This is a genomic window from Alteribacillus persepolensis, from assembly GCF_900099605.1.
In the GTDB taxonomy this organism is placed as follows: domain Bacteria; phylum Bacillota; class Bacilli; order Bacillales; family Marinococcaceae; genus Alteribacillus; species Alteribacillus persepolensis.
Genome location: NZ_FNDK01000019.1, coordinates 13,110 through 36,365, shown reverse-complemented (window position 1 = coordinate 36,365; position 23,256 = coordinate 13,110). Strand labels below are relative to the sequence as shown.

The 23,256-nt window shown below is 44.9% G+C and carries 24 protein-coding genes; 23 read left to right on the top strand and 1 reads right to left on the bottom strand.

Annotation, left to right across the window (positions count from 1 at the left end; all coding sequences use genetic code 11):
- The first annotated feature begins 12 nt into the window (after nucleotides 1-12).
- The 19 genes from atpD (at nucleotide 13) to BLT18_RS18295 (ending at nucleotide 17,678) form a co-directional block, all read left to right on the top strand.
- Entirely contained in the window at nucleotides 13-1,431 is a 1,419-nt protein-coding gene (atpD, locus tag BLT18_RS13315) for a F0F1 ATP synthase subunit beta (protein ID WP_091275002.1), read from the top strand.
- A 22-nt stretch (nucleotides 1,432-1,453) separates the two neighbouring features.
- Nucleotides 1,454-1,855 carry a F0F1 ATP synthase subunit epsilon gene (locus tag BLT18_RS13310; RefSeq protein ID WP_091274999.1) on the top strand — a complete coding sequence of 134 codons (402 nt, stop codon included), beginning with the start codon at nucleotides 1,454-1,456 and terminating at the stop codon, nucleotides 1,853-1,855.
- A 754-nt stretch (nucleotides 1,856-2,609) separates the two neighbouring features.
- Entirely contained in the window at nucleotides 2,610-2,840 is a 231-nt protein-coding gene (locus BLT18_RS13305; protein WP_091274997.1) for a DUF1146 family protein, read from the top strand.
- Between the two features lie 498 nt (nucleotides 2,841-3,338).
- Complete coding sequence (gene murA, locus BLT18_RS13300; protein ID WP_091274995.1) at nucleotides 3,339-4,661, top strand: UDP-N-acetylglucosamine 1-carboxyvinyltransferase; 1,323 nt, start codon at nucleotides 3,339-3,341, stop codon at nucleotides 4,659-4,661.
- Between the two features lie 359 nt (nucleotides 4,662-5,020).
- Complete coding sequence (spoIID, locus tag BLT18_RS13295) at nucleotides 5,021-6,010, top strand: stage II sporulation protein D (RefSeq protein WP_245705276.1); 990 nt, start codon at nucleotides 5,021-5,023, stop codon at nucleotides 6,008-6,010.
- Nucleotides 6,011-6,265: 255 nt separating this feature from the next.
- The gene (locus BLT18_RS13290) at nucleotides 6,266-7,174 is read left to right on the top strand and encodes a M23 family metallopeptidase (protein ID WP_091274991.1); all 909 of its coding nucleotides are present in this window, start codon (nucleotides 6,266-6,268) and stop codon (nucleotides 7,172-7,174) included.
- A 396-nt stretch (nucleotides 7,175-7,570) separates the two neighbouring features.
- Complete coding sequence (locus tag BLT18_RS13285; protein ID WP_091274988.1) at nucleotides 7,571-7,753, top strand: hypothetical protein; 183 nt, start codon at nucleotides 7,571-7,573, stop codon at nucleotides 7,751-7,753.
- A gap of 12 nt (nucleotides 7,754-7,765) precedes the next feature.
- Nucleotides 7,766-8,038 (top strand): hypothetical protein, encoded by a 273-nt coding sequence (locus tag BLT18_RS13280; protein WP_091274985.1) that lies wholly within the window; start codon nucleotides 7,766-7,768, stop codon nucleotides 8,036-8,038.
- 153 nt (nucleotides 8,039-8,191) lie between these two features.
- The gene (locus BLT18_RS13275) at nucleotides 8,192-8,494 is read left to right on the top strand and encodes a DUF4212 domain-containing protein (protein WP_091275075.1); all 303 of its coding nucleotides are present in this window, start codon (nucleotides 8,192-8,194) and stop codon (nucleotides 8,492-8,494) included.
- Nucleotides 8,495-8,559: 65 nt separating this feature from the next.
- Nucleotides 8,560-10,221, top strand: a complete 1,662-nt coding sequence (locus BLT18_RS13270; protein WP_091274983.1) for a sodium:solute symporter family protein — start codon at nucleotides 8,560-8,562, stop codon at nucleotides 10,219-10,221.
- On the top strand, nucleotides 10,202-12,139 hold the full coding sequence (locus BLT18_RS13265) for a DUF294 nucleotidyltransferase-like domain-containing protein (RefSeq protein ID WP_091274981.1): 1,938 nt from the start codon (nucleotides 10,202-10,204) through the stop codon (nucleotides 12,137-12,139). The genes BLT18_RS13270 and BLT18_RS13265 overlap by 20 nt, the downstream gene beginning before the upstream one ends.
- Nucleotides 12,140-12,170: 31 nt before the next feature.
- Entirely contained in the window at nucleotides 12,171-12,830 is a 660-nt protein-coding gene (locus BLT18_RS13260; protein ID WP_091274978.1) for a 3'-5' exonuclease, read from the top strand.
- 147 nt (nucleotides 12,831-12,977) lie between these two features.
- Nucleotides 12,978-13,253: a sporulation transcriptional regulator SpoIIID gene (gene spoIIID, locus BLT18_RS13255; RefSeq protein ID WP_091274976.1), complete on the top strand. Its 276-nt coding sequence runs from the start codon at nucleotides 12,978-12,980 to the stop codon at nucleotides 13,251-13,253.
- Nucleotides 13,254-13,672: 419 nt separating this feature from the next.
- The gene (gene mreB, locus BLT18_RS13250) at nucleotides 13,673-14,677 is read left to right on the top strand and encodes a rod shape-determining protein (RefSeq protein WP_091274974.1); all 1,005 of its coding nucleotides are present in this window, start codon (nucleotides 13,673-13,675) and stop codon (nucleotides 14,675-14,677) included.
- A 54-nt stretch (nucleotides 14,678-14,731) separates the two neighbouring features.
- Nucleotides 14,732-15,559, top strand: coding sequence for a flagellar hook-basal body protein (locus BLT18_RS13245; RefSeq protein WP_091274969.1), 828 nt, complete (start codon nucleotides 14,732-14,734; stop codon nucleotides 15,557-15,559).
- A 20-nt stretch (nucleotides 15,560-15,579) separates the two neighbouring features.
- Nucleotides 15,580-16,422, top strand: coding sequence for a flagellar hook-basal body protein (locus BLT18_RS13240; RefSeq protein ID WP_091274967.1), 843 nt, complete (start codon nucleotides 15,580-15,582; stop codon nucleotides 16,420-16,422).
- Between the two features lie 29 nt (nucleotides 16,423-16,451).
- On the top strand, nucleotides 16,452-16,775 hold the full coding sequence (locus BLT18_RS13235) for a DNA-directed RNA polymerase subunit beta (protein WP_175487513.1): 324 nt from the start codon (nucleotides 16,452-16,454) through the stop codon (nucleotides 16,773-16,775).
- Between the two features lie 274 nt (nucleotides 16,776-17,049).
- A complete protein-coding gene (gene fabZ / locus BLT18_RS13230; protein WP_091274963.1) occupies nucleotides 17,050-17,505 on the top strand; it encodes a 3-hydroxyacyl-ACP dehydratase FabZ in 456 nt (151 codons plus the stop codon).
- Nucleotides 17,502-17,678, top strand: a complete 177-nt coding sequence (locus tag BLT18_RS18295; RefSeq protein ID WP_175487512.1) for a hypothetical protein — start codon at nucleotides 17,502-17,504, stop codon at nucleotides 17,676-17,678. Before fabZ ends, BLT18_RS18295 begins: the two co-directional genes overlap by 4 nt.
- 75 nt (nucleotides 17,679-17,753) lie before the next feature.
- Here BLT18_RS18295 and BLT18_RS13225 read toward each other — a convergent pair whose 3' ends face one another.
- A complete protein-coding gene (locus tag BLT18_RS13225; protein ID WP_175487511.1) occupies nucleotides 17,754-19,394 on the bottom strand; it encodes an S-layer homology domain-containing protein in 1,641 nt (546 codons plus the stop codon).
- Between the two features lie 274 nt (nucleotides 19,395-19,668).
- Between BLT18_RS13225 and BLT18_RS18290 the strand changes: the two genes are divergently transcribed.
- The 4 genes from BLT18_RS18290 (at nucleotide 19,669) to BLT18_RS13210 (ending at nucleotide 23,108) form a co-directional block, all read left to right on the top strand.
- Nucleotides 19,669-19,836, top strand: a complete 168-nt coding sequence (locus BLT18_RS18290) for a hypothetical protein (RefSeq protein ID WP_175487510.1) — start codon at nucleotides 19,669-19,671, stop codon at nucleotides 19,834-19,836.
- Between the two features lie 407 nt (nucleotides 19,837-20,243).
- A complete protein-coding gene (locus BLT18_RS13220; RefSeq protein ID WP_139184740.1) occupies nucleotides 20,244-21,788 on the top strand; it encodes a C40 family peptidase in 1,545 nt (514 codons plus the stop codon).
- A gap of 317 nt (nucleotides 21,789-22,105) precedes the next feature.
- Nucleotides 22,106-22,561, top strand: a complete 456-nt coding sequence (locus tag BLT18_RS13215; protein WP_091274955.1) for a hypothetical protein — start codon at nucleotides 22,106-22,108, stop codon at nucleotides 22,559-22,561.
- 226 nt (nucleotides 22,562-22,787) lie between these two features.
- Nucleotides 22,788-23,108: a four-helix bundle copper-binding protein gene (locus BLT18_RS13210; RefSeq protein ID WP_091274952.1), complete on the top strand. Its 321-nt coding sequence runs from the start codon at nucleotides 22,788-22,790 to the stop codon at nucleotides 23,106-23,108.
- Nucleotides 23,109-23,256: the final 148 nt, after the last annotated feature.

The following is a 23,256-nucleotide window of genomic DNA, read 5'->3' as shown; positions in this document are numbered from 1 at the left end:
GGAGGGAAAGCAATGAGCAATGGACGAGTCACCCAGGTTATGGGGCCGGTAGTTGACGTTCAATTTCCAAGCGGTCAACTGCCTGAATTAAACAACGCCCTGACTGTTTCCCAAAAAGCTCAAAAAGACGGGGAGCAGGATTTAGAAGTGACACTAGAAGTCGCGTTGCACTTAGGTAACGATACGGTCCGTACAGTTGCGATGGGGTCTACTGACGGGTTGATACGTGGTGCTGAAGCTGTAAACACAGGTGGTGCGATTTCCGTACCAGTTGGGGAAGCTACATTAGGACGAGTATTTAACGTACTTGGTGAAACGATTGACTTGGAAGATCCAATTGGTGCGGAAGCGGAAAGAAATCCTATTCACCGGCAGCCGCCTAACTTTGACGAGCTGTCTACCCAGACAGAAATCTTAGAAACAGGTATCAAAGTTGTTGATTTATTAGCTCCATATGTAAAAGGTGGTAAAATCGGCTTGTTCGGTGGTGCCGGTGTTGGTAAGACCGTATTAATTCAGGAACTTATCAATAACATTGCCCAAGAACACGGCGGTATTTCCGTATTTGCTGGTGTCGGGGAGCGTACCCGTGAAGGGAACGACCTCTACTATGAAATGCAGGATTCTGGAGTAATCAGCAAAACAGCGATGGTGTTTGGCCAGATGAACGAGCCGCCTGGTGCACGTATGCGTGTTGCCTTGACCGGTCTAACATTGGCTGAACATTTCCGTGATGTCGATGGACAAGACGTACTGCTCTTTATCGACAACATTTATCGTTTCACGCAGGCTGGTTCTGAAGTATCTGCCTTGCTCGGACGTATGCCGTCTGCCGTTGGTTACCAGCCGACACTTGCTACAGAAATGGGGCAGCTGCAAGAGCGGATTACTTCTACAAAGAAAGGTTCTGTAACATCTATTCAGGCCATTTATGTACCAGCCGATGACTACACAGACCCTGCTCCTGCGACAACATTTGCTCACTTGGATGCGACAACAAACCTAGAACGTAAGCTTTCTGAGATGGGTATTTACCCAGCCGTGGATCCACTTGCGTCTACATCCAGAGCGTTGTCTCCAGAAATTGTTGGAGAAGAGCATTACCAAGTAGCACGTGAAGTGCAGGAAACACTGCAAAAATACAATGAACTTCAAGATATCATTGCCATTCTCGGTATGGATGAATTATCGGAAGAAGACAAGCTGGTGGTGCATCGCGCCCGCCGCATCCAGTTCTTCTTGTCTCAAAACTTCCACGTAGCAGAACAGTTTACTGGACAAAAAGGTTCCTACGTGCAAGTGAAAGATACTATCCGCGGCTTCCGAGAAATCCTAGACGGTAAACACGATGATATTCCTGAAGATGCTTTCCGCCTGGTCGGACCAATTGAAGACGTACTTGAAAAAGCAAAGGCTATGTCCGAAGCGTAGATGCTATTAAGGAGGATTTATTATGTCAACGTTAAATGTCAATGTTGTCACTCCTGATGGCACAGTATTTGAAGGCGATGTGGAAATGGTCAGTGTCCGCGCTGAAAGCGGTGAGTTAGGGGTGCTGCCCGGCCACATTCCGCTGGTGGCACCGCTTTCGGTATGCGCTGCCCGCCTGAAACACGAATCAAAAGTTCAACTTGTTTCGGTGAGCGGCGGCTTCATTGAGGTCCGTCCGGATAAAGTCACGATTCTCGCCGAGGCGGCAGAAACGCCGACAAAAATCGACGTAGAACGTGCCCGTGAAGCGAAGAAGCGGGCAGAAGACCGGCTTAACAGTGCCAAACAGGAAGAGGTCGACTTTAAGCGGGCTGAACTTGCTCTGAAACGAGCTAATACCCGGTTAGAGGTAGCTGGAAAGTAATGCACCAGTAAAAGCTGTTCTGAAGCTAACTCTACGCTTCAGAGCAGCTTTTTTACACGTTAAGAAAGGGCATTGCTTTTGTTAAAGGATGAACGTACAAGAAAAACTGCAGCTTCCGCCATAAGAACTCGGCGACCAGCCGAGTTTTTCTAACGTTCATCTTATCTAACACAAGCATAAGCTGCGCACGTGCCTATAATGTCAAGCTGTTCATCACTGTGACAGAGTATATGCTCGTCGACAAGAGAGGTGATGGTGCTGTGCTGCGCAGAGGACATGCCTTCACAGGACGCGTGGTGAGTACAAAAGAAGTCTTTTCAAGAAGCTCCGCATTCTTAGCCGAATCTCCTTCTTTCATGGTGCCAAGGCTTTTTAACATAATATCCGAAAACAGGTCAAAAAGAATACCTTTTGTTATAATATTTGATCAAGTTATAGTACATCTTTCCCAGTCATTTATCCAACGATATTCTCGATTGTAATAAAATTGTAAAAACATTTACATTTCGACACGTTCTGTTGTTTATTTATCATAAAATAGTGGTACGCATAAACTGTGTACATTTCATTACGATTCTTTACAAATTATTTAATATTGAAGCTTTCTTGTAGCCAATCATACGTCAACGTTTTAAAATAGTAAGTTGGGATGTCACAAACCATGTACTTGGGCACATGGACCCTTCTCAATTCGCAGAAAATGCTCTATGATAACGTCGGATTGTGAAAAGGGTGAAGATAAGGAGTTTTGCATATGCACCCTGACGGACAGGAAGCTTTATTACATATCATGGTCAACCTTGGATGTTTGGTTGTCGTCTGGTGGAGTTTACAGACGTTTCGATTTGATGTGTTTGTCCGAAATCCAGAGGGGGCAAAAGCGAAAGTGCTGATGGTGTTCGTTACAATTGCCATCAGTTACCTCGTGAGCTCATTTTTCCTCGATTATTTAGAAAAGTCACTGATGCTGCGTTATTTGTTTTAGCAGCTGCTTTCCCCTTCATCTTCCATGTATTCCTCTCTTGTCTTAGGTGAAAATGTTAATAAGAAGGCAAGTGGAGCAGCGTGGTTAATTCTGTGTGGAGCCTGCACGTTTGATACAGAAGTGAAGTGGGAATGTCGATGTCGTTATGTCTATGTAATAAAAAACAGTAACAAAAACCAATATGTAACGACAACATGAAATGGATGGAATGGACAACAACCATACAGGCAGCTTCATCTCCAAAAAGACGGGACGGCAGATTGGGCGCCCGTTTCGAAGGCGGACAGGGAACGCCTATTGAAACGAATGAATACGTATAAATTAAAACCAATATCCTGTCTTTTTATGCCTGATAGATAGAAACAACAGTGAGAAAAAGCGGGATATCATAAAAGAAGAACTTGTTTTCCGCGTATTGGACAGTTTTTCTTTTTACTCTATCCGTTTTTACTATGCACAAAAAATAAAGGATCAATATAGGACGCGGAGGGGAATACGTTGGATAAAATTATTGTCAGAGGAGGAAAGCGGCTAAAAGGAACTGTCAAAGCCGAAGGCGCAAAAAATGCTGTCCTTCCAGTTATAGCTGCTTCTCTCCTTGCAGAAGAAGGCACGAGTACTATCTATGATGTACCACCTTTAGCAGATGTATTTACAATGAAAAATGTATTAAATTATATGGATGCTGATGTTCATTATGATAACGGAGTGTTTACTGCCGATTGCAACGGGTCGTTAACGACTGAAGCCCCATTTGAATATGTGCGAAAAATGCGTGCATCGTTTCTTGTGATGGGACCGCTGCTGGCAAGAAAGGGGCGTGCGCAAATCGCTCTTCCTGGCGGATGTGCAATTGGTTCACGACCAATTGATCAACACCTAAAAGGATTTGAAGCAATGGGTGCTACGGTTGAAATTGGGCAAGGTTACATTGAAGCGAAAGTAAAGGACCGTTTGCAAGGTGCACGTATTTATCTTGATTTCCCAAGTGTCGGCGCAACCGAAAATATCATGATGGCAGCTACATTAGCAGAAGGCACGACAGTGCTTGAGAATGTAGCGGAAGAGCCGGAAATTGTCGACTTGGCCAATTATTTAAATGCAATGGGAGCAAAAGTAAGAGGCGCTGGTACTGGCACGATTAAAATTGAAGGTGTCGAGCAGATGCATGGAGCGGCTCATACTATCATCCCGGACCGGATTGAAGCGGGCTCCTTTATGATAGCAGCGGCAATTACTGGTGGAGAAGTATTTGTTGAAGGCGCTCTTCACGAGCATTTACGTCCGCTTGTTGCGAAGATGCGGGAGATGGGTGTCCTTATTGAAGAACATGATAACGGCATGAATGTGACAGGTCCTGATATTTTGCGGCCGGTCGATGTCAAAACAATGCCGCACCCTGGCTTTCCAACAGATATGCAAGCACAGTTTATGGCGCTGTTAACGCAAGCGAAAGGAACGGCTGTGATCACCGAAACCGTGTTTGAAAATCGATTTATGCACGTAGAAGAATTCCGCCGTATGAACGCCGACATCAAGATTGACGGAAGAACTGCGATTGTAACCGGCCCGGTTCGTTTACAAGGAGCAGAAGTAGCAGCGACAGATTTACGGGCAGGAGCTGCCTTAATTTTAGCAGGCCTGGTCGCTGATGGAGAGACAGCTGTTACTGAATTGCGCCACCTTGACCGCGGCTATGTCGATTTTCATAAAAAGCTGCAGGCTCTCGGTGCTAGAGTAGAACGTGTGACAGAGCCAGAACCAGAAGAGCCGAAAAAAACAAAGGCAGACGCAGCTGTATTGCGTACGGCAAACAATTAATAAAGCAGTCATCCCGGTGTATAAAGAGCACCGGGATTTTTAACGGTTTGACGAGTCCTGCCTTGTCTTCACACAGGTCGTGCTTCTCTTTCGTTTCTGTGGCGGCTTAAGGCTTGCTGCAGGACATGTGGCTGCTGCTATTGATCAGACACATCCATCAACGAGGCAAGACAGAAAACACACGACACACACGTCCCAACGTTTGATACAGCACCATATTCCCGGACGTTTGGAGAACGGTCATATTGTCGTTTTATTGTACATATAGTGTGTCATGGTTACAAGCTAGTCAGGTAGCGCGAGCATTCCTTACATGACATCTTCCTGGCTTCATATTGATTGCGACGGGAGGCTGTTACGTGAAAAAATGGATATTTATGTCGTTGTTGCTTATTTGCCTGTTTTTTCTTGTACCAATCGTATTTGTAATGCTGCCAGAAGAGAAAAATCCATTAGATTCACTGACAACCGGAGAAAAGGATGTCTCAAAGCCTCTAACAAAAGAAGAGACATCATCTTCGGCAGATCCAATCAGTGTTTCTGTCTTTCGCAGTGAAACAGAAGCAGTAGAGGAAATTGGTTTGGAAGAATACGTAGCAGGCGTCGTCGCCTCTGAAATGCCCGCAGAATTTGAGATGGAAGCATTGAAAGCGCAAGCTCTGACAGCACGCACCTATATCGCCCGCCAACTTCTGTCACCAACTGATATCGACTTACCGGGTGATGCGGTTGTGACGGATACACAAATGCATCAAGTGTATAAAAGCGAAGAGGAGCTTCGTGAACAATGGGGAGACGATTTTCAATGGAAGATGAATCGTATTCAAGAGGCAGTACTGGCCACACAAGGACAGGTTCTCACCTATGAAGGCGAACCCATTACCGCGGCGTTTTTTTCAACAAGCAACGGATATACCGAAAATGCGGAAGATTATTGGGAAAACCCTGTCCCATACTTACAAAGCGTCGAAAGTCCGTGGGATCAGGCATCACCGAAGTATACAAGCGACAACGTGTTACAAGAAGCGGATGTGGAGCGCTTGCTTGGCGTTTCAGTCGCAGCAGGCGAAGAAGCCCGTATCATAAGCCGAACCGAAAGCGGGCGTGTGCAGGAAGTAGAACTAGGCGGCAAAACGTTCAGCGGACGAGAAGTTCGTGAAAAATTAGAGCTTCCATCGAGTGATTTTGAGATTGCCCGCCGTGATAACGAATTTGTATTTACAACAAAAGGGTATGGCCATGGCATCGGGATGAGCCAGTATGGAGCGGAAGGAATGGCGCAAGAAGGCATGAATTATCAGGATATTGTCCGCCATTACTATCAAGGAGTGAACATTTCTACTCTTTAAAGAGAAAAGCTGTTCATTCTGTTGTTTTTTACTATGGGGCGCTTGCTGTGAACTTACAGAGAAGCGGTGTCAGCAGGTGTTGCAGCCTCTTGTCTGACTTGCCGGCAGCTGTTAAACGCTCCTATGTTTTCACGAACAATCATCACCTTTTACCAAGCGCAAGAAAAAATATCGAACAAAATTTCAGATTATTTTTTAAGAAAAGGTATAAATTTCCTCTCATCTGCTCAGAATGGGTGCTGAGGTGATGATGAAATGAAAGATGAAGAAAAGCAGCAATCCGCCACCCGTGAAGAAAAAGGAGCAGGAAATGCCTTGCGAAAGTGGACGCGAAAAGGCTGGTTTTGGCCGGCTGTTTACTTGAGCGCTTGTGCTGTTCTGCTTGGAGCATATTTTCTCATTCAAAGCCCTGCCGGCACGGATCAGGCCGAGGAAAATGGATCATTTGGTGACGAGCAGGAGTGGAACAATGAGTCGGGTGAAGGAGAAGATTCTGTCCCTACTGCAGGAGAAGGTGAAACACTGCAAATGCCTGTGATGGATGAAGAGAGCGTGGATATCATTGGATATTATTACGATCATGATGCAGCAGCTGAAGAACAACAAGATGCTCTCGTGTATTACAATAATATGTACTACCAAAACAAAGGAATTGACATTGCAGCAAATGATGGCGAAAGCTTTGAAGTAACTGCAGCAGCTACTGGTGAAGTCGTAAAAGCAGAAAAAGACGATGTGTTAGGCCACGTTGTCGATATTAAACACGCCAACGATATTGTGACATCTTATAACAGCCTTGAAGACCTTCAAGTGGAAGAAGGCGACACGGTGACACAAGGGTCAGTCATTGGTTCTGCTGGAAGAAATGTATACAACAGTGACGCTGGTGTTCACGCACACTTTGAAGTTCGCATGAATGGCGAACCGCTGAATCCTTCTGACGTTTTTCATCAAAAAGTAAAAGACATTAAACAGCCAGAAGAAAGCGAAGATAACAAAGAAGCAGATACACAGGAAGAGACCAGTCAAGAAGATGAATCCTCTTTGGATGAATTTCCAATCATAGGCGGAGACGACGAAGAGGAATCGGATACAGAAGAGGATGCAGATAACAGTGACGCATCCAACGAAGAAGACACAAACGAAGACAATGAGGAAGAATAAGCATCCCTGCGATGCATAATCCCCCCACAACTGTTCGGGACTCGGCCCCCGAGCAGTTTTTTTTGTGAAGTGGCAGGCAAATAATACATGAAAGAAAAAGCAGCTTGGCATGAATGTAAGCGGAACGGAAAAATGCAAGCCTTAGTAATTAGTTCAAAATGCCTAATAAAATAAAAAGTGTGAAATGTTTGCAGACAGCATCAGAATAGTACGGCATCAAAGAGCACACAATTTATGAACAGTTTTTGAACAAAAGTGCTTGACTTTTTGTTTGATAATTTGAAATAATGTGTATTGTACTAATAGTAAATCTGTTTTAATACAATACAGCTAATACCATTCAGACATAGGTGGTTGGCTGGTGTACTTGTTATTTCCCAGGAAGGAGGCGCATCTGTGACAATACTGGTTATGTTCTGGGCAGTGGCACTTGTCAGTTTAATTGCCGCATTGAAATGGAAGAAGCCGCTTTTATTAACAGTTCCATTTGCAGCGATGGGGTTGTATATGTTTGTCGAAATCATAAAAGTTCCGATGCCATTTTGGGAAACAGTACAGATGATTTTTGACTTGCGGTAAAGGAGGAATGTTATGGGATGTGATCAAGCCTGTTCAGCATGTAAAAGCAGCAATGTGTGGGTAATGTCACCCTTACGCTACATATTTTTTATGTCTGTGCTGCCGGTTTTAGCTGCTGTTTTATTTGCGGTAATCATACACGCGGGATTTGTTCTGTTTATACCGGCTGTTATTTTAACGAATCATATGTTATCGAAGAAAAAAGCACCGCTTGTTGTGTGCAGAGACTGCAAACATACGGCCGCGCAGCCGAAAGGAAAATCTCATTACTCTTCCGCTCTGTAAATACATCATAAAAATTTTTTTACCTCTTTGTAAGCGATTACAAAGGAAGTGCAGACATATCAGGAACAAGAGCCTTTATGACATAAAGGGGGTGAAATCAAACATACGTGCTGAAGTCATGACATGAATGATAACCATATGGAGGTGGAAATGATGAAAAAAGTCGAAAAAGAAGTAGCAGACAGATATTTTCGAACGCGGACGACATTGATCATCATCTTTCTAGGTATCGGGTTTTTAGTATCATTTGGCGTTGTAGCATTTGCTGAGTTTTTCTCGCAGTTTACATTTTTAGGTGTGGAATTGCACTATTACATGGGATCACAAGGTGCTGTTGTCATTTTTATTCTCTGCCTGTTCTTTAACGCCGTTTTAAGTGACCGCATTGACCGGAAATTTGGTATCGATGATGAGGCGAACACCTCTATTAGCAACGGAAAAACGATCAACCACTAATGACGCAAGGAAAAAGAGAAATCGTTTCGCTATACATTTTTGCACGTGAATAGGGGGAATTCAGCGTGGACGGACAAATGTTAGTATCACTCGGACTCATTCTAGCAACATTTGCGCTTTATATAGGAATCTCTATTTTTAATCGAGCGAAGCAGACATCGGACTTTTACGTAGCAAGCCGAGGTATCCCGCCGTTTTGGAACGGGATGGCCATTGGCGGCGACTGGATGAGTGCCGCTTCATTTATTGGGATGGCAGGTACTGTCTTAGCACTTGGTTATGATGGGCTTGCTTATATTATGGGGTGGACAGGCGGTTATTTGCTGCTTACCTTCTTGCTTGCTCCACAGCTTCGCAAATATGGACGTTTTACGGTTCCAGAATTTATTGGCGACCGCTTTGACAGTAATCCTGCTCGTTTAATAGCGGCGATTGCTACGATTATTATTAGTTTTACTTATATTGTCGGCCAGCTGTCTGGTTCAGGGGTTGTTATCGGGAGATTGTTCAGCATCCCGGCTATGTACGGAACGATGATCGGGGTTGTGATTATTGCGATTTATGCCACGTTAGGTGGGATGAAAGGGGTCACTTGGACGCAAGTTGCCCAATATATCATATTAATTATCGCCTATATCATTCCCATTGTATTTATGTCGCTGCAAGTCACCGGGAATCCGCTCCCGTGGCTCACATACGGAAATGTTGTTGATGAAATCGGCGCAATTGACAGAGAATTGGGATTGTCGGAATATTTCGCTCCTTTTGCAGAAAGTGACAAAAGCCAGTTTATTGCACTTATGTTTACGCTGATGGTAGGTACATCAGCACTGCCGCACGTTATCGTACGTTTCTACACGGTAACAACGATGAAAGCAGCGCGTTGGAGTGGTGCATGGGCATTGTTATTTATCGGCTTCTTATACTTATCTGCACCAGCATATGCCGCTTTCTCCCGGTTTATTTTAATGACACAAGTGGCTGGACAGCCAATGGATCAGCTTCCGGCTTGGACGGATAACTGGATTAATACCGGCCTATTAGAAATTGCCGATCAAGACGGAGACGGTGTGCTTGATTGGACCGAGATTGCGGTTGGAAATGACATGGTCGTGATGGCAACACCGGAAATTGCGAACTTAGGAATGTTTGTTATTGGACTGGTTGCAGCCGGGGCCATGGCAGCAGCGCTTTCGACAGCAGGCGGCTTACTGATTACGATTTCTTCATCGTTTGCTCATGATATTTATTACCGCCTTGTCAATCCGCAGGCAACAGATCAGCGCCGTCTGAAAGCAGGCCGGATTGCGATTGTATTATCTACGGTTGTCGCAGGTTTGATTGCGCTTGATCCACCAGGGGTTATTACGCAAATTGTTGCCTGGGCATTTGCGCTTGCCGGCGGTACGTTCTTCCCAGTGCTGTTCCTTGGTGTATGGTGGAAACGCATGAATGCCCAAGGAGCTGTTGCAGGGATGTTAATCGGTTTGGGAAGTACACTTGGCTACATCTTCTTGTCGATGAACGGCATTATGCTGTTTGGTATTCAAGACACAGGGGCTGGTTTGATTGGCGTACCGATGAACTTGTTAGCTTGTATCATTGTGTCGCTGATGACAGCACCACCAGCACAACGCCTGCAAGACGATGTGATTGACCTTCGTTATCCAGAGCAAATGACGTATAAAGATGGCGAGGTTTGGATGAATGATGGTACCGGAAAATAAACCTTACTACACACAAATTCATAATCATCCCATATTCAGCGGCGCATCTGCCGCTGAATTTGGTGCTTATTTAGAGCAATGCCAGCTGCTGCACTATGAAAAGAATGAGCGCCTGCTTTATTCACAAAGTCCAAGAAATGGGCTGCTGCTCATCTTAGAAGGCGTGACGGAAGTATATGTGGCGTTTCACGACACAACGAAACATGCGGAAGTGCTTGAAATCCTGGAGAAAAACGATATTATCGGCTTTTCAAGTTTAGCTGACTTTCTAGGAGAACCAGCTCACTATGAATCTTCGTATACGGTGGAAGTGCGGGCAGTGGAAAAAGCCGTTTGCCTTTATATTCCGTACAGCGTTATTGAAGCACGCTGGATTGATGAAGATGTACGCGATTATGTATTACGGCAAGTATCTGTCAGGCTGCGTGATATCTACGCGTCGTTAGCGGAACAAGTACATCTTGCTCATCACTGGGGAGAGTCCAATCCGTTTATTCAACGGGTGCAAGATATGATGGTGACACCGGTTTGTACGGTCGATCTTCACACCCCCGTCACAGAAGCAGCACAAACGATGATTGCTGAAAACACAAGCTCGCTTGTGGTCGTGAATAGAAGCGAAGAGATTGCCGGCATCATTACGGAAAAAGATGTGGTAGAACGTGTCGTTGCTGCGAACAAACGCGAAGGAACAGCAGAAGATATAATGAGCAGCAACCCCTACATTATCACAAGACATGCCTATTATTACGAAGCGATGTCGAGTTTTTTCATCAACGGTGTGAAGCATCTTCCTGTTGTAGATGAAAAAAATGAGAAGCACGCCATCGGGATGATCAGCTTATCAGACTTGTTAAAAAAGAAAAACCGCGGCACCTTTGATATTTTACAAGAAATCGAACAAGCGGATGAACAGACACTTCCCCACATAAAGCATGCTATTTATGATGTAGTTGCTACTCTTCTGCAAGATGACATACCAACATTTCATACCCTCGAAGTCATTACAAAACTGTATGACCGTTTGATTGGGCGCTCTGTAGAGCTGGCGATAGAAAGTGTCCGGGAAAAGCTGGGGGAACCACCCGCTGTCTTTGCTTTCTTTTTAATGGGCAGCGGCGGCAGAGCAGAGCAATTTATGTTAACTGACCAAGATCATTTTCTCGTATATGACAATACACACAGCGAAGCGGAAACAGAACAGGTGGAAGCGTACTTCCGTGCACTGGGCAACGCGATTGTCTATTGGCTCGAACAAGCAGGCTACAAACGCTGCGATGGCAACATGATGGCAAGCGAAATAAACTGGAGAGGAACGCTGTCACATTGGAAAGACCGCTTGCGGACGTGGGGGCTTCGCGCAACGAACGAAAACATTCTGCTCGGCCATAACTTTCTTGCTTTCCGTTATGTATATGGAGATCCTGCGCTGTATGATGACTTTGTTCATATGGTACAGACACAGTTTCAGCAGTCACGGATATTTTTGCTGCGTGCAGCCGAACAGGAAAAGCAGCATCCCGTTCCTGTGCTTGATCATCCGATTCGCGCGCTTTTCCGGTTGAAAAGGCAAGGCATTGACATCAAAAAACACGCGTTGTTTCCGTTTCATCATTCCTTGCAAATTTTAGCGGCAAAACACGGCGTGTTCGGAAACACACCGCTTCACTTGATAGCATCGTTAAAAGCACAAGGAGTAATCAGTGAGAAAACGGCCGATGAATGGAAATTTGCGTATGAAGTCATTCTTTCTATTCGAATCAAACATTCGTGGAATCGTTACCAAAGAAATGAACGGCCGACGAGTGAAATAAAGTTTACACAGATGAAGTCGCGTGACAAAGAAGAGCTCATGGTGGCTTTAAAGTATATCCGTGCCCTGCAGTCTCAAATGATTCAAAGCTTTGGTATAACGTAAATAGTTCCGCAAGAAGAGGAGCGACATAGAGATGTTTAAAAAAAAGAAAACTCTTCCTTATCAAATTAATCAAGAAATCCCGCTCGACACCCCTTTGTCTGAGATAACATTCACTGTTTTTGACACGGAAACGACGGGATTTGCGGTTGGGACGAAAGATCGGCTGATTGAAATTGGCGCTGTTCAGGTAGAGGGGCTGAAAGTGACGAATCATACGTTTCAAACGTACGTTCATCCAAACCGTGATATTCCCCAGGAAATAGTGGCATTAACCGGTATTCACGAAAAAAACGTTCAAGGAGCCCCGAATGCTCTCAATGCTGTTGAATCATTGTTTCAATTTGTTGAAACACACCACAGTGCGTGCTGGGTCGGTCATTATGCGGCATTTGACATGGTCGTATTAAAAAAAGAGCTGCAGCGCGAAAAATATGCGTTTAAACAGCCGCAGTATATCGATACGCTTGATTTAATTGGCTGCTTGAATCCGTCTTGGGACATGCGTGACCTTAATCACTATGCCAGGCAGTTTGGTTCGAAAATGTTTGAGCGGCATAGTGCGCTTGGCGATGCATTAACAACGGCTCATTTATTTGTGGAATTGGTGTGTCATCTTCATCAACGCGGCAAAACAAGGCTTGGTGATGTACTGGATGCCACTCGAAATGACTATGGAACGACCAAAATATAGCAAAACTTGTCGAATGTTTGTCCTTGTCAAAAATGAAAAGGAAAAATTATGGGAAACCCCTTGTCCTAACGGGAGTTTTTGGTATATCTGACGCCTCTGCTTAATAAAATGTATTAAATCACCAAGAATGAGTAGGAGGCGAGTGGTGTGCACGACTACATCAAAGAACGAACCATCAAGATGGGCAGGTATATTGTGGAAACTCGCAAAACAGTACGAACGATTGCCAGAGAATTTGGCGTTTCAAAAAGTACGGTGCATAAAGACTTGACGGAGCGGCTGCCGGATATTAATCCTGAACTTGCCGAAGAAGTAAAGCACATTCTTGAGTATCATAAATCCATTCGTCATCTTCGCGGCGGAGAAGCGACGAAAATTAAATATAGAAAAGGGAAACCGCTCGAAACAGAACCTTCGGCTTAAAAACATCTAGGAGAAGACATAAGACTCGTCTCCTATCATCAGCCGGTACAATCGTCATACTTTTTATAAGAGAGAGCACCTCTTTTGAGGCAGCGTGCGGAGGTATGCTTTAGATAAAATGGGGGGATAACTAACGGTATCTAAAGGAGCTGTCACAGATAAGACAAACATGCTCAAAACGGTGTATACCGCCTTTTTTCGACTTGGCGTACGGCCAAGTTTTTTCATGGCTGATTTTCCAATTTCCGCATACATTTTCTACTATATTCCGATTTTAAATGACATATGATAGAATATACAGTTAGAGACAAACGACGTGATACCTTAGCATGATATCGATCAGCTGATTTGTATATATACATGCGTTCAACATGCACCGTTACAGGGGGAGTTTCAACATTTGAAGGAGGAGTGAAAGCATGTTTGGCAGGGATATTGGAATTGACTTAGGGACCGCCAATGTACTCATACATATTAAAGGACAAGGCATTGTACTGGATGAGCCCGCGGTTGTAGCGATTGAAAAAGATAGTAAACAAGTCATGGCTGTTGGTGAAGAAGCATTTCGGATGGTAGGGCGGACCCCTGGCAACATTGTTGCGATACGTCCAATGAAAGATGGCGTAATTGCTGATTTTGATCACACGGAAGCGATGTTAAAACATTTTTTGACAAAAGTGAACGCCAAAAGTATGATTTCAAAACCGCGCATTTTGATTTGCTGTCCGACAAATATCACCTCGGTAGAACAAAAAGCGATTATCGAAGCAGCAGAAAAAAGCGGCAGCAAAAATGTGTTTATTGAAGAAGAACCAAAAGTGGCAGCGATTGGTGCGGGAATGGACATTTTTCAGCCAAGCGGCAACATGGTCGTAGACATAGGAGGCGGAACCACTGATATTGCAGTATTGTCCATGGGATCTATTGTCACGGCTTCCTCCATCAAAATAGCCGGAGATCAGTTTGATCATGAGATTTTGAACTATATTAAGAAGCAATATAAGCTGTTAATTGGAGAACGCACAGCGGAAATGGTGAAAAAAGAAGTAGCGACGGTGGCGCCCGGCGGCCGGGAGAACGACATGGACATTCGCGGCCGTGACATGGTGAGTGGTCTTCCGCGTACGATCACTATCAGTTCTGGAGAAATATATGAGTCTTTGACAGAATCGGTCAGCCATATTGTGCAAGCTGCCAAAAATGTGTTGGAACGCACTCCTCCTGAACTGTCAGCTGATATTATTGACCGCGGTGTCATCATTACCGGCGGCGGTGCTTTGCTGCACGGCATGGATGGTTTGTTGACCGAAGAGTTAAAAGTCCCTGTCATTACAGCGGAAGAGCCGATGCATTGTGTTGCGAATGGTACGGGTATTTTGCTTGAGAATCTTGATCGAATAAGCAAGAAAAAAGTAAAAATATAACGATGGGGAAGGCGGCAAACTTGCCGCCTCCTGTAAAAAGGAGGCCGAGTGAACATGCTGAGAGGGTTTTATGGAGCTGCTTCAGGTATGGTAGCCCAGCAGCGCCGTACGGAAATGCTGTCAGATAATATAGCGAACTTGCATACTCCCGGTTATAAGGAAGACAAAGGCTCGGTACGCACATTTCCAGAGATGTTGATTCATGCACAGCAAGCCCAAGCGCCGTTTGGACGGTCATCACAGCCGATTGGGGAAATGGCGACGGGGGTTTATATGCAAGAGCGGACCCCTGATTTTTCCCAAGGTGACATGCGCGAGACAGGAAATTCGACAGACATTGGGTTATGGCAGGAGCTGCTTCCAGAAAACGGGGACGGTGAACAAGGCGCGCTGTTTTTTGCTGTTCAAGGTGAAGATGGAGAAGAGCGGTATACGCGAAATGGCAGCTGGACAGTGGATGGAGAAGGGTTTTTAACGACGAGTCACGGCCATTATGTGTTAGGAGAAGATGGTGAAGCACTCGAAACAGGAAATGAAAACTTTGCAGTAACAGGAAATGGCATGGTTATGAATGAAGCGGGCGAGGAGCTTGGTGTCATCGATGTTCGCTATGCAGAAAATGCCAATGATGTCGTTAAAGAAGGCAGCGGCTTGTATCGTTTAGAAGCGGATGATGTCGAAGCGCTGCCGACGGCGGTTGGTGATGAAGATATTGCGTATCAACTGCAGCAAGGCTTTTTGGAAGGAGCCAATGTCGATCCCAGCCAAACAATGACAGAGTTAATGAATTCATACCGGCTGTTTGAGTCGAATCAGCGCGTATTGCGTGCTTATGATCAAAGCATGGAACGAGCAGTCAATGACATTGGACGGCTTGGATAAGAGAAGAGGAGGAAAATGCTGTGTATTCATCCATGTTATCCTCTGCCAACACGATGGGACACGTTCAGAATCGGCTGGATGGTATTTCTCATAACTTGGCAAATAGTGACCGTACTGGTTATAAACGCAGAGAGACAACGTTTTCGGATATGTTATTTCAACAGGTGAACAACCAGCCCGTTCCACAGAATGGAGCTGGACGCCTTACACCGGAAGGATTAAGGGTGGGAACAGGCGCAGCGGCAGCGCAAACAGCATTGCGCTTGGATCAAGGATCACTGAAAGAAACGAACCGGGAGCTTGATTTCGCTTTAACGGACAAAGATGTTTTCTTTCAGGTAGAATCTGCTGCAAATGGTGAAGAAGAAATCCAGTATACACGAGACGGGTCGTTTTATTTAAGTGAAAACGATGAGGCAGAGGACGGCTGGACACTCGTGAATAACCAAGGCGATTATGTGGTGAATGCGGCTGGAGAGCGAATGGATGTGCCAGCTGGTGCACGTGATTTTACGTTATTGGAAGACGGGACGGTAGAGGCCGTTTTAGAGAATGGGGAAAATGTTGAGGTTGGTCAAATAGAATTGGCGGAAGTCACCAAACCACAGCTGCTTGAAGCGGCAGAAGGCAATAACTTCCAATTTCCAGATTTAGCGGAGCTTGATTTAGGATTAGCGGATGTGGTAGAGTTTGTGCCAGGAGAAGAAAATGTTGTCGTACAAGGTGCTTTGGAGCAGTCAAATGTCGACATTGCTCAAGCTATGACCGATATGATCCATTCCCAGCGCCACTACTCATTTAATGCCCGTGCGATTTCGCAAGGAGATCAAATGATGGGCCTTGTTAACAGTGTTCGTGGTTAAGGAACTATAGAAAAACGGAGTTTATGCTTATGACTCGAAAAGATGACACAATGAACATATCTGCCATGGAAGACTACCATGGAGAAGAAAAAGATACGAATGAACATGCCAAGACGGAGAAACAGCCAGAGAAAAAACAGTCCCGTCTGGCGAGACTTCTGGCCAAACGTGAAAGCCAGAATGTGCGCTTGGTACCAATCTGGGCAAGGCTTGTTATTGTCCTGCTGTTGTTTCTGTTCAGCATCATAGCAGGACTGTTGGTTGGGTATGCGCTGATTGGAGAAGGAAGTTCCTTCAATATTTTAAAGTGGGAAACATGGCAGAGTATGATGGACTTCATCCAAGGCAATTAAAAGAAAACATCACGTGTGTGGCTCCTGCTTGTGGAAAAGGGAGCCTTTTTTTGCACGAAAAGCAAAAGAATGCTGGTGGGGGTAACATAACCGCCATCTGTCTGATTGAAAGGCGTTTCAGTGATGGCCTCCCCCGCAGGTACGCCCTTGATGAACCGCCGCCAGCCAGGCCATAGATGAGAAAAACCGGCTTGCCGCCGAGGTCTTGCGGCCGAAGCCGCGATTTTTCTTATAGAAAGTCGAGGGCTCTTACATAATAAAGGAGGAGTTATACATGCTATCCATAGAAGAGATTAAAGATATTATCCCGCATCGTTATCCGTTTTTGCTGATTGACCGTGTGCAGGAAGTAGAAGAGGGAAAACGGGCGGTAGCGATAAAAAGCGTCTCCGGCAATGAAGACTTTTTTAACGGCCACTTTCCTGACTATCCTGTTATGCCGGGTGTGCTTGTCATTGAAGCGCTGGCACAAACGGGTGCCGTGGCGATTTTGAAAAAAGAAGAAAATCACGGCAAGCTTGCGTTATTTGCCGGCATCGACAAGTGCCGTTTTAAATCGCAGGTAACACCGGGTGATCAGCTGCAGTTAGAAGTAGAAATTATCAAACTGCGCGGCAGCATCGGGAAAGGCAAGGCGGTTGCGAAAGTAGGAGAAGACGTTGCGGTAGAAGCAGAATTAATGTTTGCTCTGCAAGATCGCGAGGAAGACAAAGGAGGAGCGGCGGAATGAAGGCAAGCTTCATCGGAGCTGTGTTGTTCGTTATCGTCACGGCGATTGGCTCGGTGCTCGGTTCAACGAACCCAGATCCGGCAGATGTGATTGCGCCTATTGTCAGCAGTATTTTATCTATCGTACTATATTTCGGATTTATGAAGTGGGAAGACAAATTAACGAAGTCCTGAAGCAATACGCCAGCAAAAAGACCAGCCGTGTTCACGGCTGGTCTTTTTTGCTTTCACGAAACAGTCAGCAGGGTTTTATTCTTCTGTTTCGATGGCTTCTACTTCTTCAAAGTCTTCGATGCCTTCAAGTTGTTCTTCTTGCCATTCGATGACTTCATCAAATGTGATAATTTCATCTTCGCTCTCTGGCAAGCCGTATGTGAACGTCACATCTTCATTGAAGTTGTCCATCGCCATATCGTAGCTGATGCCAAAGGAAATGGTGCCTTCTTCATCGGTGTAGCTGATGTCAAAATTACCAGTATCGTAGACGATATAATCGTCTTCTGTGATTGCTTGATGTACATCAAACGCTTCGATGTCAAGGTTGTCTAAAAAGGCGTCTAAATCAGCTTCTGCTTCAGATTGCAATTTGCTCGCTTCTTGAGCAGTCACACCGCCAAGCATAGAAGCCATTCCCGGCTGGCTGAAAATGCCCTCTAGTTCTGGTATAACCGATTCTTCCACTACTGTGATAATGTCTTTGAGGTCTTCGTCTTCAATGGAGAACGAAAGCACCTGTTCGTAAGAAACATCTTCTGGAATGCTTTCATGGCTGTCATGCAAAGCAAAATATTCGGTACCGAAGTTGTCGATTAATACATCATAGATGTCAAATACCATTTCTTTCTGCTTCTCTACATCATAGAGCAGATCAGCATCTTCACCGAGTAAATCTTCATAGTCTATTTCAATGTACTTGTCCTGCCACTCTTCCGGGTAGCCCATAAATGCAGCATCATAGACATATTCATAGCTCTTTGTATCAGTAGCAATGGCAGGCATAATCATTGTTTCATCAAATCCAGGAATCGTTTGTTCCATAATGACTTCGGAAATCATCGGGTCTTTTTGGTAAGCACCAGACATATCCATTGTCATTTGTGTGGACTCATTCAACATTTCCTTTTCTTCTTCTGTCAAGTCTTCAGGCATTGGAAACGACATGGAAAGATCCATGGAACCGTCCAGCGTATAGCTGTCGAGTTCAAACTGCGCGTCCAATGTATCTTCTAACACTTGAACAATTTCCTCGTTACGCTCCGGCTCATCGCCGCGTCCTGGTTCTTCGCCGCCTTCTGAGTCGTCATCCTGCAAAGCGCTGGTCATAAACACGGCAAATTGAGCACGTGTTGTCTCGTTGCTCGGCCGGAATGTATTGTCTTCTTCATAGCCGGAAGCAATACCATTTGCTGTTACAGCAGAAACATAGTCATACGCCCAATGGCTGCTGTCTACATCGGCATAATCCTCAGCTGCTTCGCCAGACAAGTCATAAGCAACGGTCATGACTTTCGCCATTTGTGCTCGTGTCAGTGAATCATTTGGATTAAATTCCCCATTTTTCCCGCTGAAAATGCCCGCTTCTGTTACTGCTGCAATCGCGTCGTATGTAGCATCATCAGGCTCTATATCGGAATAACCGGGGTTATTTTCACTTTCTAAACCCAGCGCTTGTGTAAGCATCGATGCTGCTTGTTGACGTTTCACTGGTTCGCTTGGGCGGAAGCTGCCATCTTCAAACCCATTAATGATGTTTTCTTCCACTAAAAAATCAATGTCATCTTTTGCCCAATAGTCGTCGTCCACATCGCTAAACGTCGTGTCGGCACTTGCCGGAAAAGCGAGTGAAGCAAATAAGCCAACAGCTGCTGCAGCACTGACAAACTTTTTCATTGTATCCCCTCCTAGATAATTCCAGCACATTTCCAAAACTAGTATACAGGATGAAACTTGCAAAAACTATAAAAATTGGAAAATATGCTTCTACTTTTTTTACGAAGCCAAAAGAGAACACGTTTCACGATTTCGTGAAAAAAATAAACATTGTTTTGGGAAAATGTAAAACAGCTTCAAAAATAGACGTAAAGGATAGACGTGTATATTTTGATTTGCTAGGATAAAGCGAAACGTCAAAATCGTGTGATGTCATAAGCGGAGGGAGAACATCATGAAAAAGAAACATCTCTATCTTGCAGCGCTGGCTGCCGCCGCAAGTATGTTATCAGCGTGCGGAAGCAGTGACGAACCAACAGAAGAGGATGAAGTGACGACAAAGATTGTAGAAGAGCTCGAAATTGAGAATGAAACAGACCCTGGTAATGGGAATACAGAATAGCCTGAAGTCAAGTCCTGTTATGATACATGCCGGCCTTTGCCACGCCGGCTTTTTTTTATAGGTCGGAACCGCTGCAATGTGTTTGCGTCAACGAGTTATCCAGGCAGACATCATGGTGAAGAAGGTTTGTCTGCAAGCAAAAGGGTTGCATTATCCAAGCAGCAAAGAGAAAATAATAGTGAATTTAAACAACCTATATAGAACCAAGGATCAGCGTAAAAAAAGTGTCAAAAACGTGTTCATTTTGCAGAAAATTCGTTCAATAGAGAGAAAAATTCTAGCGAAACGGGTTGTAACACTATATAATGGTAGAAGAATATGTGTAGAGCAAATAGGCCTAGTCTGGTCATCATATACATATCCTTTTTGTACGCGCGCGTACGGTGATTACTGGGGAGGGAATCAGTTTGTTTAATACGGCCACGTCTATAAAAAAAGCAGTTGTCACATCAACGGCAGTCACAGGAGCTGTACTAGCGGCACCACTTGCTGCAGATGCAGCGCTTGGAGATGAAACGCTTTATCCGGGTACCACAAGTGATGATGTCAAAAAGCTGCAGCATCTTTTAAAAGACAAAGGTTTTTTTACATACGATAAAGCGACCGGTTATTATGGAGAACATACAAAAGCAGCAGTCGAACAATTCCAAAAAAAACATCATCTCACCATGGATGGCATTGCCGGCCCGCAAACATTCAGCGTGCTGTTAACCGGACAGTCATCTGTACATACTGAAACGGCCGCGCCCGCCGACACACAGCCAAGTGAAGCAAAGACATCTTCTGTATCGCTTGGCAGCTCTACCATCTTGCGCAAGGGAGATGAAAGCGAAGAAGTAAAAGAGCTGCAGCGCCAGCTTCGTCAGCTGGACTATTACAATGGAGAAGTAACTGGTTTTTACGGCAGGCAGCTTCAAGAGTCGGTGCGGCGTTTTCAACGAGAGGAGCAGCTGGCAGCAGACGGCATTGCCGGACCAGAAACGTTAGCAGCTTTACAAAGTGTGCAGCGGGCAGCCGAACCTGCTTCCTATCAGACAGGCGCATCGTCTGATACGTTTAAAGTGCTGTCAACAGGTGATAAAAGTTCGGATGTATCGCTTCTGCAGCGCCAGTTAAAAGATTTAGGCTACTATAACAAAGACATCACCGGCATCTTTGGACCGATGACAGAAAATGCGGTTCGTTCTTTTCAGGCAGAAAATGGTCTTGTGGTGGATGGACTGGCGGGCCCGAAGACGTTAAATAAGCTGAAAAACAATCCAAAAGCAGCATCTGCAGCAAAGAGTGAAACGGTGTCTGACAGTGTGTCTGCACCGCAAACAGAAGTGCTTCGCTATGGATCACGCGGCGAAAACGTCACCGCCTTGCAATCACAGCTCCAGCAGCTAGGTTTTATGAAAATGGAACCAACAGGAGTGTACGGGGAAGTGACAGAAAATGCGGTAAAAAACTTCCAAGCAGCACACGGACTCACTCAAGACGGTATCGCTGGTGAAAAAACTGCACAAAAGCTGGATGCGCTGCTGCAGGAAGAAGAATCAGAAACAACAACGCCGCCTGCGCCGCAAGAGAAGCCCGCAGCGGGGACAAACGTTGATGTAACCAATCTCGTTGCTGATGCAGCCGAGCATATCGGTGTTCCATACGTATGGGGCGGCGATAATCCATCTGGCTTTGACTGCAGCGGATTTTTGCAGTATGTGTTTGCAAAAAACGGAATTGAACTGCCGCGGACGGTTGCCGGCATGTACCATGCGGGAACGTCTGTTAACAAACCAAAAGTTGGAGACATTGTCTTTTATGAAACATATCAGGAAGGCCCCTCACACGCCGGTATTTATATCGGAAGCAATCAATTCATTCACGCGGGAACGTCCACGGGCGTGACCGTTAGTAATATGAATACAGCCTATTGGGAAGAGCGTTTTGTTGGAGTGAAGCGTTATTTCTAGCAGCCCAAGCCTGACTCTATACGGTGGCAGGGTCAGGTTTTCTGCTAGAGGATAGGGTAACGCTGCGAACAGGTACACATGTAAGAAAACAAGCCGCTGCCAGCGTGAGGCTTCATCGGTAAGTTCTGTTTTCGGAAATAACATGATTGGTATGCGATACCAGTATTTCTGCAGGAGGGAAGGTGGCGGGTGGTGCCGCCTGTGTTACGTTTTTGTTACGAAAAGACAGGGAAAACAAAAATAGTATGTCTTTCAATATAGTGCACGCAGCAACAGCCGCTGACAGGCATGGAAGGATGGGCACCAGGAGGTATCTTATGCTAAATGACACACTAGAATTACAAGCACTTGAAGTGCACTTACTCCTCTTTAAAATGAAAACACACACTTGGTATAAAATATATTATAAAATGAAACAGTACATTGAAACGTTACAAGAGGATCAAATTGCCGCGTATCCAGAAAAAGCTGACATTGAAAAACGAGTCTATCACGGGCATATTCATATCCATATTAAGCGGTCTTTCACGACGGATGCTGTGCTGCTGTACGAAAAGTTGAATTCTTATGTCAATAAAAACAATCCCGTTATTTTAATCGGCGTAACCAATCAGCATGGCAAAGTATCCTCTCCATTAATTGTGGATTTAATTGTGATGCTGCATAAAGAAGTACCCGATTATATTGTAATTAAAGGAAGTGTCCATCCCCATGATTGGCTGGCAGCAGAAGATCGGCTGCGCCATAGAGGGTTTCTGCCACAGTGCAGATAGAAATCCAAAAAGAAGAAGACGTTATCTGTAACCACTTTTCCAATGACAGGGGAGGTGGTTTTTTACACGTTGCGAACAAAAAGGTGAAAAGATAAAAAGCGGCAGCAATCCAAGTTTCAGCAAGTAATAGGAGAACATTGCTGTTTTTTTGGTAATTTACTATTAAATAGAGAGACAGCAGGGAAGGCTAGTAATGAGAACAATGTAGAGGAGGCGTTGATAGAAGATGACGTATGAAGAATGCATACAAGCTTGCATGGCGTGTATGGAAGAGTGCAATCGTTGTTATGATGCATGCTTGCAGGAAGAAAATGTACAAATGATGGCAGCTTGTATTCGATTAGACCGAGAATGTGCTGATATGTGTGCGTTTGCGGCTAAGGCCATGCAGGCGAACAGTCCATTTGCCGCACAAATTTGCGGATTGTGTGCAGAGATTTGCCAGGCTTGCGGAGATGAGTGTGCCAAACATGAGCACGACCACTGTCAGCGCTGCGCGGACGTTTGTTATCAATGCGCCCAAGCATGCCGGAAAATGGCTGCTTAACCAATCGGAAACTTAACTGAACAAACAACAAAACAACTACATGTAGGGGACATGTTTATCATTATGTTGTCTATATGTAGTTGTTTTAATAATCAACATGATAAAACCAAAAAACAATAAAAAAACCGAAACAACGCACTGGCTGTTT

Excerpts from the sequence above, each read along its gene's own strand:
- BLT18_RS13280 (WP_091274985.1), top strand. The coding sequence starts at position 7,766 with ATGGGATGTGATCAAGCCTGTTCAGCATGTAAAAGCAGCAATGTGTGG.
- fabZ (WP_091274963.1), top strand. The coding sequence starts at position 17,050 with ATGCTATCCATAGAAGAGATTAAAGATATTATCCCGCATCGTTATCCG.
- mreB (WP_091274974.1), top strand. The coding sequence starts at position 13,673 with ATGTTTGGCAGGGATATTGGAATTGACTTAGGGACCGCCAATGTACTC.
- BLT18_RS13235 (WP_175487513.1), top strand. The coding sequence starts at position 16,452 with ATGACTCGAAAAGATGACACAATGAACATATCTGCCATGGAAGACTAC.
- BLT18_RS13215 (WP_091274955.1), top strand. The coding sequence starts at position 22,106 with ATGCTAAATGACACACTAGAATTACAAGCACTTGAAGTGCACTTACTC.
- BLT18_RS13225 (WP_175487511.1), bottom strand. The coding sequence starts at position 19,394 with ATGAAAAAGTTTGTCAGTGCTGCAGCAGCTGTTGGCTTATTTGCTTCA.
- BLT18_RS13305 (WP_091274997.1), top strand. The coding sequence starts at position 2,610 with ATGCACCCTGACGGACAGGAAGCTTTATTACATATCATGGTCAACCTT.
- BLT18_RS13310 (WP_091274999.1), top strand. The coding sequence starts at position 1,454 with ATGTCAACGTTAAATGTCAATGTTGTCACTCCTGATGGCACAGTATTT.
- BLT18_RS18295 (WP_175487512.1), top strand. The coding sequence starts at position 17,502 with ATGAAGGCAAGCTTCATCGGAGCTGTGTTGTTCGTTATCGTCACGGCG.
- BLT18_RS13265 (WP_091274981.1), top strand. The coding sequence starts at position 10,202 with ATGATGGTACCGGAAAATAAACCTTACTACACACAAATTCATAATCAT.
- atpD (WP_091275002.1), top strand. The coding sequence starts at position 13 with ATGAGCAATGGACGAGTCACCCAGGTTATGGGGCCGGTAGTTGACGTT.
- BLT18_RS13210 (WP_091274952.1), top strand. The coding sequence starts at position 22,788 with ATGACGTATGAAGAATGCATACAAGCTTGCATGGCGTGTATGGAAGAG.
- BLT18_RS13245 (WP_091274969.1), top strand. The coding sequence starts at position 14,732 with ATGCTGAGAGGGTTTTATGGAGCTGCTTCAGGTATGGTAGCCCAGCAG.
- BLT18_RS13290 (WP_091274991.1), top strand. The coding sequence starts at position 6,266 with ATGAAAGATGAAGAAAAGCAGCAATCCGCCACCCGTGAAGAAAAAGGA.
- BLT18_RS18290 (WP_175487510.1), top strand. The coding sequence starts at position 19,669 with ATGAAAAAGAAACATCTCTATCTTGCAGCGCTGGCTGCCGCCGCAAGT.
- BLT18_RS13275 (WP_091275075.1), top strand. The coding sequence starts at position 8,192 with ATGAAAAAAGTCGAAAAAGAAGTAGCAGACAGATATTTTCGAACGCGG.
- BLT18_RS13260 (WP_091274978.1), top strand. The coding sequence starts at position 12,171 with ATGTTTAAAAAAAAGAAAACTCTTCCTTATCAAATTAATCAAGAAATC.